The 13,434-nt window shown below is 67.3% G+C and carries 14 protein-coding genes, 1 tRNA gene and 2 pseudogenes; 5 read left to right on the plus strand and 12 right to left on the minus strand.

All coding sequences use genetic code 11. The features are described 5' to 3' along the window. Window positions 1–185: 185 nt before the first annotated feature. The 5 genes and pseudogenes from ACFVWD_RS44045 to ACFVWD_RS44065 all read right to left on the minus strand — a co-directional run. Window positions 186–350, minus strand: a pseudogene (locus tag ACFVWD_RS44045) (transposase); the annotation flags it as partial. Continuing rightward, the gene (locus tag ACFVWD_RS44050; protein ID WP_389603647.1) at window positions 323–487 is read right to left on the minus strand and encodes a hypothetical protein; all 165 of its coding nucleotides are present in this window, start codon (window positions 485–487) and stop codon (window positions 323–325) included. The pseudogene ACFVWD_RS44045 and the gene ACFVWD_RS44050, both read right to left, overlap by 28 nt. Before the next feature lie 251 nt (window positions 488–738). Next, the gene (locus tag ACFVWD_RS44055) at window positions 739–1,836 is read right to left on the minus strand and encodes an HIRAN domain-containing protein (protein WP_389603648.1); all 1,098 of its coding nucleotides are present in this window, start codon (window positions 1,834–1,836) and stop codon (window positions 739–741) included. A 485-nt stretch (window positions 1,837–2,321) separates the two neighbouring features. Continuing rightward, on the minus strand, window positions 2,322–3,002 hold the full coding sequence (locus tag ACFVWD_RS44060) for an IS3 family transposase (protein WP_389603649.1): 681 nt from the start codon (window positions 3,000–3,002) through the stop codon (window positions 2,322–2,324). Continuing rightward, entirely contained in the window at window positions 2,999–3,199 is a 201-nt protein-coding gene (locus ACFVWD_RS44065) for a transposase (RefSeq protein ID WP_389603650.1), read from the minus strand. Before ACFVWD_RS44065 ends, ACFVWD_RS44060 begins: the two co-directional genes overlap by 4 nt. 179 nt (window positions 3,200–3,378) lie before the next feature. Between ACFVWD_RS44065 and ACFVWD_RS44070 the strand changes: the two genes are divergently transcribed. The 3 genes from ACFVWD_RS44070 (at window position 3,379) to ACFVWD_RS44080 (ending at window position 4,915) form a co-directional block, all read left to right on the plus strand. Next, complete coding sequence (locus ACFVWD_RS44070) at window positions 3,379–3,672, plus strand: hypothetical protein (RefSeq protein ID WP_389603652.1); 294 nt, start codon at window positions 3,379–3,381, stop codon at window positions 3,670–3,672. A gap of 647 nt (window positions 3,673–4,319) precedes the next feature. Next, window positions 4,320–4,541 (plus strand): hypothetical protein, encoded by a 222-nt coding sequence (locus tag ACFVWD_RS44075; protein ID WP_389603654.1) that lies wholly within the window; start codon window positions 4,320–4,322, stop codon window positions 4,539–4,541. 11 nt (window positions 4,542–4,552) lie between these two features. Continuing rightward, window positions 4,553–4,915 (plus strand): fic family toxin-antitoxin system, toxin component, encoded by a 363-nt coding sequence (locus ACFVWD_RS44080; protein ID WP_389603656.1) that lies wholly within the window; start codon window positions 4,553–4,555, stop codon window positions 4,913–4,915. Between the two features lie 251 nt (window positions 4,916–5,166). Here ACFVWD_RS44080 and ACFVWD_RS44085 read toward each other — a convergent pair. Further along, window positions 5,167–5,240, minus strand: a tRNA-Met gene (locus tag ACFVWD_RS44085). Window positions 5,241–5,495: 255 nt separating this feature from the next. Between ACFVWD_RS44085 and ACFVWD_RS44090 the strand changes: the two are divergent. Continuing rightward, window positions 5,496–5,969: pseudogene (locus ACFVWD_RS44090) on the plus strand (hypothetical protein); the annotation flags it as partial. Here the strand turns inward: ACFVWD_RS44090 and ACFVWD_RS44095 are convergent. The 5 genes from ACFVWD_RS44095 to ACFVWD_RS44115 form a co-directional block, all read right to left on the minus strand. Beyond that, window positions 5,921–6,358, minus strand: a complete 438-nt coding sequence (locus tag ACFVWD_RS44095; protein WP_389603672.1) for a hypothetical protein — start codon at window positions 6,356–6,358, stop codon at window positions 5,921–5,923. The pseudogene ACFVWD_RS44090 and the gene ACFVWD_RS44095 overlap by 49 nt on opposite strands. 663 nt (window positions 6,359–7,021) lie before the next feature. Next, a complete protein-coding gene (locus ACFVWD_RS44100; protein ID WP_389603670.1) occupies window positions 7,022–7,696 on the minus strand; it encodes a TnsA-like heteromeric transposase endonuclease subunit in 675 nt (224 codons plus the stop codon). A gap of 315 nt (window positions 7,697–8,011) precedes the next feature. Then, a complete protein-coding gene (locus tag ACFVWD_RS44105; RefSeq protein ID WP_389603658.1) occupies window positions 8,012–8,818 on the minus strand; it encodes a S1 RNA-binding domain-containing protein in 807 nt (268 codons plus the stop codon). Window positions 8,819–9,092: 274 nt separating this feature from the next. Beyond that, window positions 9,093–10,349, minus strand: a complete 1,257-nt coding sequence (locus ACFVWD_RS44110; protein WP_389603660.1) for an MFS transporter — start codon at window positions 10,347–10,349, stop codon at window positions 9,093–9,095. After that, window positions 10,340–10,840 (minus strand): MarR family winged helix-turn-helix transcriptional regulator, encoded by a 501-nt coding sequence (locus ACFVWD_RS44115; protein ID WP_389603662.1) that lies wholly within the window; start codon window positions 10,838–10,840, stop codon window positions 10,340–10,342. The genes ACFVWD_RS44110 and ACFVWD_RS44115 overlap by 10 nt, the downstream gene beginning before the upstream one ends. 617 nt (window positions 10,841–11,457) lie before the next feature. Here ACFVWD_RS44115 and ACFVWD_RS44120 point away from each other — a divergent pair. Beyond that, the gene (locus ACFVWD_RS44120) at window positions 11,458–11,994 is read left to right on the plus strand and encodes a hypothetical protein (protein WP_389603664.1); all 537 of its coding nucleotides are present in this window, start codon (window positions 11,458–11,460) and stop codon (window positions 11,992–11,994) included. Window positions 11,995–12,542: 548 nt separating this feature from the next. Here the strand turns inward: ACFVWD_RS44120 and ACFVWD_RS44125 are convergent. Then, on the minus strand, window positions 12,543–13,175 hold the full coding sequence (locus tag ACFVWD_RS44125; RefSeq protein WP_389603666.1) for a DUF2461 family protein: 633 nt from the start codon (window positions 13,173–13,175) through the stop codon (window positions 12,543–12,545). Between the last annotated feature and the right edge of the window lie 259 nt (window positions 13,176–13,434).

Raw genomic sequence — 13,434 nt, forward strand, 5'->3', positions numbered from 1 at the left:
CTGCGGTGATGCTAGCAAGAGTGCCCATTTTCCTTTACCTGCTTCGCAGTTACGTGGCCAGGAGAGCGGTCAATCGCCGACTTGATGTGGTCGGTGAGCTGGCCGCCGTTCGCAGGCGACGGCCACGATCTAGAAGAAGCGCTGCACCAATACTGACAACCCCGCGGAGGGGACGACGACGAGGGGGAGAGCACGGTCTTGCGGCTCGTGCCGTTGCGGGAGTTCCCCGAGCCAGCACCGGCCCGGTCGCCCTTCTCGTAGCCGAGGTGTTCGGCCATCTCTGCTTCCAGGGCGCCTTCCAGGACCGGCTTCACCAGCCCGGTCAGCAGGCCGTCTCGCCCATCAGCTGGAGCCCGTCCCGGCGGGCGCGCTCCACCAACTCCTCGGCCAGTTCACGGTTCTGCTCGACCACTCGTGCCAACTCGGCCCCCGTTCGTACCTGGTGCTCGCTCTCGCGGGGGCCGCCCTGCTCATCCATGCTGCCCATCTGTGATCCTTCCTGGCAGAGACCTCATCTCATGCCAACACGGTTCACATCAAGCCAAACATAAAGCCCAGGACACACCCCGTTGGAGCCCAGACCGCCTGCCGGGACTGTTCGCCGCAACTCAAGAACGAGGAGATCCGGTGGCAGATCGCGGCCGAGAACTACTTCGAGTCCTTGTACTGATCAGGCCTTGATGCCGGGCAGGGCCAGACCGTTGGTGATGCGGCCGACGGAGCGTACAGCGAGGGTGGTCACTGCGGGGTGAGCATGATGGTCAGAGTGATCGCGTTGTGGACGGAGAAGTGGTCGGTTCCGTTCTGAAGTGCAAGGGAGCGAGGGGCGGTGCTCAGCTGCGTATACGTGTGGGGTGCGGAGTCGTCGGCGAGGACGAGGGCGAGCGGGCGGGCGATCTCTCGAGCGATCCATCCGAGGAACATGCCTTGGTGCTGGACTTGGACGGCGTTCGGGTCAGCCTTGTTGCTGTGGTCGCGGACGAGTTCGAGGGGGGTGCCGGTCGGCAGCTGAGCGAGGTAGGTGGCGTTGCCGGCATGGCGGACGCCGCGTAGGGGACAGGTGAAGGTCCCGGTGCCGCCGAGGATCGTGGCCTGCGCGGCGCGGGGGCTGCGGCGTTCGGTGCTGCGGATGAGGAGGCGCGCGGTGTCGGGGTCGGTGAACCTGGTGATCTCTTCGGCGATGAGCTGGCTGAGCCAGTCGAGGAACTGCCCGAAGGTCGGCTCCGGGTATGGGCAGTTGGCAGCGAGGGCGGTCGCTGCGGCGCGGTCCTGGATGCCGATACTGGAGGCGTAGCAGGCAGCGGGGCTGCCAACCCCATATTTGAACATGGCGGGGAGAGCGGACAGGTGCCCCTCGGCGGGGATACCGCGCCGGAGTTCCAAGAACTGGAGCAGCGCGGAGACGACCCAGGCGAGGTCTTGGACAATGATCTTGTCGATCGCACTGATCGTCGCGGTTATGTCGCGGGTGAGCAGCTCCCCCTGGTGCGTTTGGTGGAGGTCGGTTGCCGACATACCGGCGATCCAGTCGGAAGCCACCGGAACGAGCGCGTGATCCGCGACCTCCTTCTGGCGGATGCTGCGCTGGACTTCTTGCACGTTGACCGCGAGGCGCAGGATTAGGCGCTTCAGGTGAGGCCAGTTGTCGGAGGTGAGCAGTTCGGGGCGGTCGTTGATAGCTGCGTAGATCTGCTCGGCGGCAGCGAGTGCGTCCATGCCGCCCTGAACGCTGAGGCCGGTGCGGACGATCGCGGCGCGCGCTCGGCGGTCGGGCAGGCGCTGGGCGATGGCGGCAACGCGGCGAGCGGAGAAGCGGGCCAGAGGGCCAGGGACCATTCCTGGGACCCGAGTTGGTGTCCGGCGAGGGTGTCGGCGAGGAGTGCCTGGGCGGCCTGCTCGAGGAGGTGCTGGTCGGGGGTGTCGACGACCTCTTCGGCGAGCAGGGCTAGGAGCTGGATGTCCAATCCCTCCGCCCACTCGGCAAGTTTTCCACCGGGGTTGGGGTCAGGCAGGTCCAGCGCAGCAAGGTCCCGGCCGGCCACGGGCCGTCTACCCAGGCGGGCGATGACCAGCATGAAGTAGAGGGAGGCGATCGTAGAAGTGACGTTTTCGATCTTGTCCCGGTTCAGGTAGCGGCTGCGGAGTTCCCGGGCGGCGTCAGCGTTCTTGGCGATCAGGATGACGTGGCCTTCGGTCTCCCGTCCGGCGCGGCCGGCCCGCCCGGCCGTGTTCCAGATGCCGTGCGGCAGTCCGGCCTCCTCGGTGATGCGTCGCGTTCCGCGAGCAGATCACCGACGCCGGGCAGGTCGGCGTCGGACAACTCATGGACAGCTGCGCGGATGGCTGCTCGGCTGGAGCGGAAGGTCAACTCCCGCTCGCAGCAGTCGAGTTGTCAGCTTCACGGATGTGTATTGACAGCCGTGATCCGCATGGTGGATCAGCTTGCCCGGTTCGACTTCCCGGCTCGCGAGCGCGTACTCGAGGGTGGTCAGGACCAGGTCGGCGTCCGCGCGGGCGGAGGTCTCCCAGGCGACCACCCGGCGGGAGAACGCGTCCAGGATCGCCGAGAGCCACAAGGGCCCCTCACCGGTGGTGATCATGGTGAGGTCGGTGACCCACAGCCGGTTCGGCGCCTGTGCGGTGAAGTCCCGCTCGACCAGGTCCAGGGCGAGTGTGGCCTTGGGATCGCGGCGCGTGAAGCCGCCCCGGCGCGGGCTGATCCCCGCGATCTCGGCCTCGCGCATCAGCCGCTCGACCCGCTTGCGCCCCACGTGGACGCCCTCGCGCTTGAGCACGGCGTGCACACGCGGTGAGCCGTAGATCCCGCCCGAGTCGGCGTGGATCTCCTTGATCTGCTCGGTGAGTTCCACGTCCCGGCGCCGGCGTTCGCACGGCTCGCGCTCGGCACGACGCCAGCGGTAGTACGTCGAGGAGGCGATGGAAAGTTCCCGGAGTACGCACTCGACCCCCAGGTGCGGGTGCTCGTCAACGAGCGCAGTCACCTGGGCCGGGTCGGGTCGAGCTGCGCCGCGAAAAACGCCGAAGCCGTCCGCAGGACCTCGTTCGCCCGCTTGAGCTGGACATTCTCCTTGCGCAGCGCGGCGAGCTCCGCTCGCTCCTCGGTGGTCAGCCGGTCATCCCGCTCGCCGGCGTCCGCCTCGGCCTGACGGATCCAGCCGCGCAGGGCCTCCGGATGCACTCCGAGATCGACCGCGAGCTTCTAGATCTGCGGCTTGGGGTCGGAGGTGCGATACATCCGTACCGCGCGCTCACGCAACTCCAGCGAGTACTTCCTGGGAGCAGCCATGGTCGATGTTCCTCTCATGAGTCCCATCTGACCCTCTGTCAACACACTCCGCATCTCGGGGGAACCTCAATGTGACGCTGTCGGTGAAAGTCGCCGCCTCGAAGGCGGCGTGGCCCTGGAAGGTCGCTGAGACGAATCCGACGGAGCTCTGGAAGATCGCCCGCCCGAAATGGGCATCGTGCTGGAAGGTCGCCGCCCTGAAGTCGGTGTGGGCCGTGAAGGTCGCCGACCCGAACGTGGCGGGGGTCGTGAAGATCGCCGACCCGAACGAGGCGGCGCCAAAGCAGGGATACCTGGTGGTGGGGTCGCGAAGCGCATCGAGGAGGTCGTTGAGGAGACGTTGGGTGAAGCTGGTGCCGCGGTGATCGATGTCGGTACCGGGGGCCAGGCTGGCTAGATAGGCGTCGCGGTCGGAGGCAGACAGGTGTGCGAGACACGCGGTGTAGCTGGCCACACGGATGCCGCGGCAGCCCACCGGTGCCTCCGGGGTGGCGCCATGGGCGCAGTGAGGCCAGTCCGGCGGAGTTGAGGACGGGGTCGGGCTCGGGTGTGACACGTTCGAAGGACGACCGGGCACAGCCGCTCGGTTGCCGACCCACTGCGCGAAGTGCTGCCGTCGGCACACGACCCGCGCTGAGCGCTTCGGGAAGGGGCTGTGCCCTGGGCACGACCGGTCCGGCCAGCAGTGGCCGGGGCTGACCAGTTCCGCCTGGTCCCTCGTCCGCGGGACCAGCGCGTTTCGGGCGCCGTACGGTGTCCCGGAACCCACTGACCTGTCGCAGTTTGTCATAGTATGGGCACCCTGCGTATCGGGCACGCCGCGGCCATTCCTGATGCGGGAGTTGTACGACAAGCTTCCCGGTGTCGATGACCGGATGTGCTACCTGCCGGATCCCGCCGACCCCACAGAGTACGAAGACATCGCCGACGCGTGGTCGTGGGCTGGTCTTCGTGGTGGACCACTCCAGATCAACCCTCCCCGCCGGTGGCCGTGCCGGGCTACCGTGGGGGCATGTCGAAGGAAATCCGCATCAAGGTCGACGACGAGACGTACCAGGAGCTGCAGCGTCTCGCCGCAGGCGACCATGAGGACCCAGATGAGTACGCGAGCCGGCGGCTGACCACCGACCTTGCGCGCACCCGGTTCCTCGAGGGTGCGAAGGCCTTCGTCGAGGAGCACGGGCAGGCCTTCGCTGACCGCTTCGGGACCGGTTCCAGCAGCCACGCCGCCTGATGCCGCCCGTCGTGCTCATCGACGAGCGGTGGCTGCTTGATATCGCGCAGAACCTCGTGCCCGGGGACCCCGATGTCACGGACTACGGCGCGCTGGCCGCCGCCGTCGCCCGCCATCGGCACGAGGTCATGGGGACCCTGGTTTACCCGGCTGTGCACCACCGAGCCGCTGCGCTCCTGCATGCCCTCGCGCGGATTCCGGCCCTCGAGCATTCGAACGAGCTGTTCGCCGCGCAGGTTGCCTACGCCTACCTCCACGCCAGCGGTATCCAGGTGAAGGTCGGCAGCCAGGAGGCGATCGCGGTGGTCAGCGACGTCATCGAGGGACGCCGCGATGTGCGTCAGGTCGCCGATGCGCTGAAGAACTGGGGCTGATCAGCCAAGACGCCGCAGAGGATCGGCCCTCAGACCACGGGGCCAGCCGGGCCCGCACCACAGCAGTGGCATTTCGGGGCCGCCTGTGTGTGCCGGTCGGTGGTGCAAAGCGCGTGACGTCCTGTTTGCCGGCGCCCCTTCACGCCCACGGCGCGAGTCGGCTCGCCTGACGTACGTGCCGTACCGCCGCGTGACTCGCGTCTGGACATGCCTGAGGGGCCGGCACATCGTGCCAGCCCCTCAGGCATCAGTAGCGGGGACAGGATTTGAACCTGCGACCTCTGGGTTATGAGCCCAGCGAGCTACCGAGCTGCTCCACCCCGCGTCGGATTCCCCCACCCTACGCCAACCATCCCGCCCCGGAGACCATGATCGCCTACCTGGCGCAGGGTGGTCGGCCGTCATGCTCCCGCCTCGGCGGCCAGGCCGTGATTCTGCGGGCTTCGACCGAGCGTGTACCGAGCGTCGGACGGATTCCCGCGATGGGCTGGCCATCCCCGCCTTGGCGCCGCGTGGACCGGCATCGACGTCTACGGTCGGCTAACGCGTACGGGCGCGGCGCACACGGCGGGGGAGTGGGATGAGGAGTTGGGAGAGGGCGCTGTCGGTGCTGGAGGCGCTGCGTGAGCGCGGGCAGGCGGCCGGGCACGGCTGGACGCTGGACACGGAGCTCCTTCCGCCGCATCAGCAGCAGGTGAACGCCCTGGAGAACCAGGGCCTGGTGGAGCTCGCCTCCAGGGAGGACCGTGCGGAGCTGTCGGAGCTGGAGGGTCGGCCCGTGCGGTGGGCGGCCCGGCCGACGCCGTACGGCCACGACACCCTCACCTACGGCCAGTCCCGCCCCCGCGCCGAGCCCCCGCCCGGCGAGCAGGAAGCAGACCGGCAGGCGGTGGAGCTGATCCCGTCGCAGATGGCGGCACTGCGTGTGTTCGTCGGCCTCACCGGCCAGCTCCAGGTGCCGCCGGTCGACGGGCTGGCGGAGCAGGTCCGTACGGCCTCGTGTGATCACGGGATCAAGCGGTGGCGGCTGTATCTGACGCCGGAGCAGATGGAGTCGGTGGCGTACGGGTTGTGGCTGCACCAGATGACCGGCTCGGCCGCGGAGGCCAACCGCCGGCGGGCGGCGGCGATGAGCCGCGCCTCGTCCTCGAGGAGTTTGTCGCGCAGCGCGCGGACGACGAGCAGGCCGGCCAGCAGCTCGGTCTCGGTGAGGTCCTCGGTGAGACCGGCCTGCAGACAGCCGTGGATGCGGTCGTACTTGGACTTGCCCCGGTCGGTGGACCACCAACCGCCGCCCGACCCCGGCCTCCGCCGCGGCTTCGGCGGTCCGCAGGTAGCGCTGACGGCTGCCGCCCGGCCCGAACCACTCCTGCCAGACCCGGGCCAGTGTCCAGCGCGACGGGATCTTCTCGACCGGGAACTCGGGGAAGGTCTCGCGAACATACTGATGCAGCAGGCGGTGCTTGGCCGGCATCCCGATCCGGGCCCGGGGCCCGCACTCCCTCTTGACTGCGAAAATCGCCTCGCGGATCTCCTGCGTGATACTCGGATGCCCGCCGCGTCGACGGGTCCACCGGCCGTCCGCGCAGGCCAGAAGCAGGCTCTCGCCCTCCAGGGCGGTCAAGCCCTGCAGCGTGCCCAGGCCCAGGCCCTTCAGCCCGAGCAACTCCGCCTCGTGCGGGGGAATCGCGCTGAGCTCGTCAACCTTCGCCTGCCGCCGCTGGGTCAACGTCGTCCGGTCCGGATCGTAGGCCGACCTCGGTTCTCCCGGCCGGGCCCGCGACGGATGGCCATCCCGGAAGCCGGTCGCAGCCTCCCGGACGTGCTCGGCCCTGATCATGGCCCGCTGCAACTGGATGTCGGTCAGGTCCTCCTGGGACCGCATCTGCCCGGCCTGCTGCTGCCGCTGTTCCGGCTGCCGGGCCCCGAGCGGCCGGACATCCGGGTGGTGCACCAGCCAGCGGATCGACCGCTCGTCGACCCGTCCGTCCTCATGGACCAGGCGGAGCAGGCCGAACTGCGGCTCGATCGACTCGACGGTCCACTCAACCCCATTCAGCGCGAGCCGGCTTCCCACCGCGAGCTTGCTCAACCTCCTGCCCGTCGTCATTCGCGCGCCCTTGCGTCGGCGGCTGCCCAGACCAACGAGGCATCCGTGAATGGTGTCCCGAAGTCCATCCCGAGCCGACGGTGCCAGAGCAGATGGACCGCGTGGGCGCGGGCGACCACCGGCAGCCTCGTAGTGGCGGCCAAGTCTCCGAAGCTGGTCGGACCCTGGCGGGCCGCAGCCATAAGCTCCGGTGCCAATCCCACCTGATCCTGCAGCGAACGCCGCTGCGACGACAGATGGTCCACCCCACTCCAGACGTGCGGCCACCAGCCAGTCACCACCGAATACCGCCAGCCGCAGACCGCCGCCGTCTCCGCGGCGGCGGCGAACTTCAGGGCGTCTGACTCCTCGATCCGATCTCCGGGCCGAACATCGAACAACCACACGCCACCGGGCAGCACTGCCAGGAAGTCCGGGGTATGTCGGCCGCGGCCTGCAGTGTGCTCGAAGTCGAGCTCGAACGGCTGGGCCAGAACATCCACGACCGCGAGGAAGTCGAGCGCCAGCAGGAGCCGCATCTCCTCCAGCGATTCGAACCCGTGATGCCGCCCGGTCGAGACCATGAACAGCAGGCCCGGTCGGTGTCCCTGCCGGGCCCGCCAGGTGAAGCGCCGGACCGGCTTCGCTGACCCGAAAGGAACCGTGGCCATGTCGCTGATCGGCCAGGCCACCAGCCCCTCGCCGATCAGCCAGGACCCACTCCACCGCCGTGACCAGTCCCCGTCCAGCCTCAGGCGAGCCCGCATGCCAGATCCACCCTCGAAGGGGATGATCAACTCCTCCAGGCCGCATGAATCGGACCTAATCAAAGCCGCCGCAGAGCTGCCCACCCCACCAGATCACCATGTCTTCTCCCCCTGGCGGGCGAAACACTGCAACTGCCAGAGAATCGACGCGAACTGACCAGCCGATTACCCCACTCCGACCGATTCTGCCCAGAGGTCGTCAGCCCCGGTCACTGACCAACGTCACCCAGCGACCCGAACTCAGGAGTCGTGGGCACAGAGCCTGACGCGGTGTCGCTGAAGGTCGACTTCCGCAACCCGCACCGTGATCTGGTCGCCCTCGCTCACGAGCTGGTCCGGGCTTTCGACTGGCGAGTCGGTCATCTCGGAGACGTGCAGAAGCCCCTCGATGCCGGGGGCGAGTCGCACGAACACGCCGAACGGGACGATCTTCGTGACAATCCCGGTGAGGACATGACCTGTCTGATCAGCGAACCGCACGAGGGGGTCTTCCAGGAGGGCCTTCAGGGAGATCGTGACTTGGGCGCTGCGCGTCTCAGACATGATCACCTCACCGGTGATCCGCTGGCCGACCTCAGCTGCTTCCGAGGGGTGATTGATCCAGTCCCACGTCAGATCGGGCACGCGAATGAACCCAGTGCAGAGCCCTTGGGGCTCGCCGTCGAGATGAACGAAGACCCCGAAATTGTGAACCCCTGACACGGTCCCGGAGACGATCTGTCCAGGCAGAATGGCCACCAGGAAGGCGCGTAGCTCGGGGTTCTCGCAGGCACGGGCCGAGAGATTCAGCTGCCCTCGCCAGCGTCCGATCTCCTCGGCTTCGATCTGCTGGCCCACCGTGAAGACCTCGGACGGGTGATCGGCGCGACGGGTCGACACCTCATTTCGGGGAATGCGGGCGACTTCGCTGTCCTCCTCGCCCGACTCCCCAAGGAGGACAAGGACGTCCGCTCCGTCGAACCCTGCGACCGTCACGCTCCTCACGGGACCCGGCCGGAGCTTGTCGATCAGAGACTGCAGACGAGGATCGGGGACGGACTCGGACATGGGTGGAGCCTAACTTCTGCACGGACCTTCCACGGCGGATTCCCAGCGGCCATCCCGCGACCCGGAATTACGGAGTGCGACGGCCGTACGACTCGCAGGTTGGCGTGCTCCACTCGCAATCTGTCGTGCTCCGTCACAGCAGCGATAGTTGGCCAGTCGCAGTGCTACTTGGCCACAAAGGCGCCCTGGTGGTAGGTCCGGGTGAGCCGTGACACGTTAGTTGGAACCTGGTCACGAGAGTTGGAATCAGTGACTGCGCGCCTCGGAGCAAGACTCATGGGCTAGCTGCGGCTGTATGTGGATGGGGCGGTGCGGAGGATCTGCGCAGGTCTGCCGTGGTGGCGCCCACCACAACGACGGCGCCGAGGCATAGCAGGCCACCGCTGACGAGGGCTGCTGCTCCCGAGGTGGCGTCTGCGACGAGACCGCCGCGCATGTTGCCGATGTCGGGTCCCGCTTGCCCGACGATCTGTTCGGCAGCGCTGACGCGGCCGAGTAGTTCGTGCGGGGTGTGCATCTGGACGACGGTGCTCCGGGAGAGGACGGAGACGGTGTCGGCGGCGCCGGCTATGACGAGGAAGGCCAAACCGGCCCATGGGTTGGGCGAGAAGCCGAACAATGTCAACGCTGCGCCCCAGGTGGCGGATCCGCCAAGCATGGCCAGGCCGGGGCGGGGGAACCGTGTGAAGGTCCCGGAGAAGAGCGACGCTGCAACGCCGCCGACGGCGATGGCTGTGAGGAACAGCCCGAGAGTGCGTGGGTTGCCGCCGAACCGTTCGGTATTGATCAAGGGGAACAGGCTGATGGGCATGGACAGCACGGTGGTGGCCAGGTCTGTGAGCAGGGCCCCGCGAATGACGGGGGTGCGTGCCAGGAAGGCCAGACCGTCCAGTACTCCGCGCAGGCCGGGCCGTGCGGGCTCGTCCCCGGGGTCCATCTTCGGCAGGCCGAACGCACCGTAGAGCGCGGCGACGAAGGTCAGGGCGTCGATCAGGTAGCAGGCGCCGACTCCCAGCCCGCCCACGATCAGTCCGCTCAGTGCGGGACCGAGGAGCATGGCGCCCTGGAAGGCGATTCGTCTCAGCGCCAGACCCGCGGCCAGTTGGTGCTTGGGCAGGAGGTGCGGAATGAAGGTGCGCGAGGCGGGGCCGCTGCCTGCGCCGAAGCAGGACTGGAGTGCGACCAGCCCCAGAACACCGGCGGCAGGAACGTGCCCAAGGAAGCCCTGGAATGCGAGGAGGAGCGAACACACGGCCTGTCCGCTGATCGTGAGCAGGTAGAACTTCCGGCGGTCCACCCGGTCGACGAGCGAGCCGGCGAACAGCCCGAGCGCGACGAGCGGAACCGCCTGGGCCAGCCCGACGGCACCCGTCCACGTGGTGCTCTCCGTCATCTGCCAGACCTGGAACATGACGGCGACGAGCGTCATCTGGCCGCCGAAACCGGACAGGGTCTGCCCGATCCACAACCGCCGGAACGGTGGTGCCGACCGTAACGGAGTCACGTCGATCAGCGTGCGCTTCAACCCCACGCAGGATCCTCCGCCAGCTTCTCAGCGATCCGGTCGTGGAAACTCCTACGCTCAAGAGCCCGTTCGATATCGGTGACGATCTGGGAGAGCGGGTAGGGAATCTCCGCCTCCAACTCAGCGACCGCAGCCTCGGTGGCCCGCCATTCCGCCGCCAGGCGATCCACGACGCCGCGGGCCTTGTCGGTGAGCGTCACCTTCCTGGTGCGCGCGTCGTCGCCCACGACGGTCTGGACCCAGCCGGCCGTGCGCATCGCGGCGACCTTCTGACTGAGTGCCGAATGCGTGCGCTGGACCGACTCGGCCAGTTCCGCGATGGTCATGGGGCCGCAGGCGTGAAGCCGGAGCAACTCCATCACATAGCTGGGCTTGAGCCCGTCGATCTGCTGCTCGGAGTAGACCTGGGCAATGTCGGCGTCCATTGACGCCTGGAGCAGGCGCAGGGGTCGCCAGAGGCTCTGTCGCGTCGGGTCGAGTGCATGAGGGTCGGCCATGAGAGGCATCATAACAGTGCTTATATAAGTGCTGTTGCTTTGGAGGCGGACCGCGGACGCCTCAGGCCCGAGATGTCCGGAACTGGTTCCAACATGAATGGCGATGCGCCGAACGTCGCAAGAAGCGTGACCAGATGGTTCCAACAAGCGTGTCCCCGTAGGTCAAGACCACCAGGTCACCTCGCCACATGATCGTGCCCCTTGTCGTGGTGTAGCCGATCAAGGTGTGGGAGTGCGCGGGCGTCTGCCCGGGGCGCACACCTGATGCGGGTGGCCGCTCCCTGACCAAAGGCGGGCCATCGTGCAACTCTCCCTGCTAAAACGCCAGTTCATGCGGTGGGAGTGCACGATGGCCCTGTCTCAGTCTGAGCTGCTGGAGGTCGCGTCCGGCCTGACACTTCGACGGTCATCGAAAGGCTTGCCGGTGGTGCTCGTTACCCAAATGCTGACTATGCCTGGTTCTCCACAAGAGGCCCATACCTCTTGTCTGGCGACCGGAGTGTGCCGCGGTAGCAGCAATACCGATTGAGTCACCGTATGCAGCAGAGTGGAAAGGTTCTTTCGTGTCCGAGCGAACTTTCTCAGATTCATCCGTGCTTCGTAGGATCCTGGTCGCGATGGTGTCGAGTTTTCTCGTCGTCATCGCGGTGGCGGGAACTTCACGTGCCGACACAGAGGGCGTGCAGCACGCGCGTTTCAACCAGCAGGCCGAAGAGCTTGGGCTGACGGCAACGCAGGCGCAGTCACTGCAATCGCGTGTCAACTCATACCTGAAGCAAGTCGGTGGGTCGCAGGTAGCCGTGAACAAGATCCGCGTCGACGATCAAGGGAGCTTCATCCTGCTGGCACTGCCCGGCGAGAAGAAGGCACGAGACATCTCGTCGTCAACGGCAGCTGGGTACAACTGCCCCTACAAATACTTCTGTGCGTACCAGTCGGTGTCCTACGACGGCGACGTCAAGGCGTGGACGAGCTGCATCGACCAGTCTATGCCCTGGTCCGGCTACGGTTCATGGGTCAACAACCAAACACCTGGGACGGTGGCGCAGTTCAAGAGTGGCCCGGACGGGGTGACGCGCTGGCGCGACTCGGGCGCCTTCAGCGCCGATGACTCCGCCGACTGGACCTGGGTCTGGTGGGTGAAGCCCTGTTGACCATGCGGCGGTAAGTTCTAACCGCACCGCGAAGTGATCCGTCCCGCGCCGGGCTCCGGGGCGGGACATCGGCTGGGCCTGCCCCACCCATAGCGACATCGGTTCCAACTATCGTGTCCCGGCTCACCGGGACCTCGAGGCCGAACTCCCCCAGAGGGGCGAGGCCTGGATCCGTCCTCGGGACTGGCGAGGTCGCATCTCGAGGTATCGCGTATTCGGGGCTGACGCCCGCCGCTCCATGACGCTGAGTAACAGGTCAGGGGCAGCTGAAGGGGGGCTCAGGGTCACTGCCCTGTGCAGGGCCTGCCACAATCAGGCAGTTTCCCCGGGGTGGGGGTTTTCAGTGCGGGAGGGGAAGAAGTGACTCTCTTCAGAGGCCGGAGAAGTGATGACGGCCTCGCCGTCGAGATCCACCAAGGCTGTGACCTGTGGCTTCTCGCGGTGCCTCACGCTGCTTCATCTGCGGTTGTCTCGGCTCTCGGTGCATCCCCGCCTGGTTTGGCGGCACGGGTGTGGTTCCTCCCGTGCCGCGCGGCGCCCTCGTGATGTCAGGGGGCGCGTTTCACGTGGCGGACCAGCCACATCAGCAGGGCGTCCAGGTCGGCGGCTGCCGAGAGGACCCGGTCGACCGCCTCGGGGGTGTGCAGCCATTCCTCGCAGCCGAGGGGACGGGCGGCTATCAGCGAACGGTGGCGCAGCAGGTTCGTACGGGTGTGGTTCGTCGGATAGCCGCGTGGGGGGCGTTTCATCAGGTCCCCGGAGATGTCGTAGCCCTTCTTCCGCACGTCGTCGACGATGGCGGACAGTTCGCGGCCGCTCCCTTCGGAGGCCACGGCTTTGCGGAACATGTCCACCTGGCCGGGATCGGGGTACCACCAGGCGCCCTGGACCCGCAGGCCGTCCAGGGCGAACCGGAGACCGATCTCGATCTTGCGGCCGAGCCGGATCACCGCGCTCTGGTGCTGCCACCACCAGGAGTCGGTGCGGTAGTGCCAGACGGAGAAGTCCTCGTATCGGGGGTCGGTGTCCGCGACCGCGTTGAGCAGGGCGATCATCGGCTGCCGGACCAGGCGTTCGCGGTCCGCGCGACAGCGCTCGCGGGTCGCGTGGGTCGGTTCGCCCTGGAGCTGCCACAACACGTCCATGGCCTGCTCCGGCCAGCCGGTGAACTGTCCGCGCATGCGGGCAGGCTAGCTCACCCATCCGCGCGCGGAGAGTGAGACGGGTAGGGAGCCGTGACCTCAGACAAGGTGGGAGGTGCTGCGGCGGGGTTCGTCGGCCAGTCGAGAGTGCCGTCGATATGAAGCGGGCGGTGAGATTGTGCAGCCGAACTTGAGATCCCACACTGGTGGGGCTCGGGGTTGTCGTGGAGGTCTGTGATGCCCCGACCGCTGTGGAGCGGCGCCATTTCCTTTGGCCTGGTGACCATTCCGGTGAAGC

Origin of the sequence: Streptomyces sp. NPDC058086 (genome assembly GCF_042885015.1) — a bacterium.
In the GTDB taxonomy this organism is placed as follows: Bacteria; Actinomycetota; Actinomycetes; order Streptomycetales; family Streptomycetaceae; genus Streptomyces.

Coding starts and splice junctions, on each gene's coding strand:
- ACFVWD_RS44050 (WP_389603647.1), bottom strand. CDS start 487: ATGGGCAGCATGGATGAGCAGGGCGGCCCCCGCGAGAGCGAGCACCAG.
- ACFVWD_RS44055 (WP_389603648.1), bottom strand. CDS start 1,836: ATGGTCCCTGGCCCTCTGGCCCGCTTCTCCGCTCGCCGCGTTGCCGCC.
- ACFVWD_RS44075 (WP_389603654.1), top strand. CDS start 4,320: ATGTCGAAGGAAATCCGCATCAAGGTCGACGACGAGACGTACCAGGAG.
- ACFVWD_RS44095 (WP_389603672.1), bottom strand. CDS start 6,358: ATGTTCGCGAGACCTTCCCCGAGTTCCCGGTCGAGAAGATCCCGTCGC.
- ACFVWD_RS44105 (WP_389603658.1), bottom strand. CDS start 8,818: ATGTCCGAGTCCGTCCCCGATCCTCGTCTGCAGTCTCTGATCGACAAG.
- ACFVWD_RS44115 (WP_389603662.1), bottom strand. CDS start 10,840: ATGGCCGACCCTCATGCACTCGACCCGACGCGACAGAGCCTCTGGCGA.
- ACFVWD_RS44120 (WP_389603664.1), top strand. CDS start 11,458: ATGGTGTCGAGTTTTCTCGTCGTCATCGCGGTGGCGGGAACTTCACGT.
- ACFVWD_RS44125 (WP_389603666.1), bottom strand. CDS start 13,175: ATGCGCGGACAGTTCACCGGCTGGCCGGAGCAGGCCATGGACGTGTTG.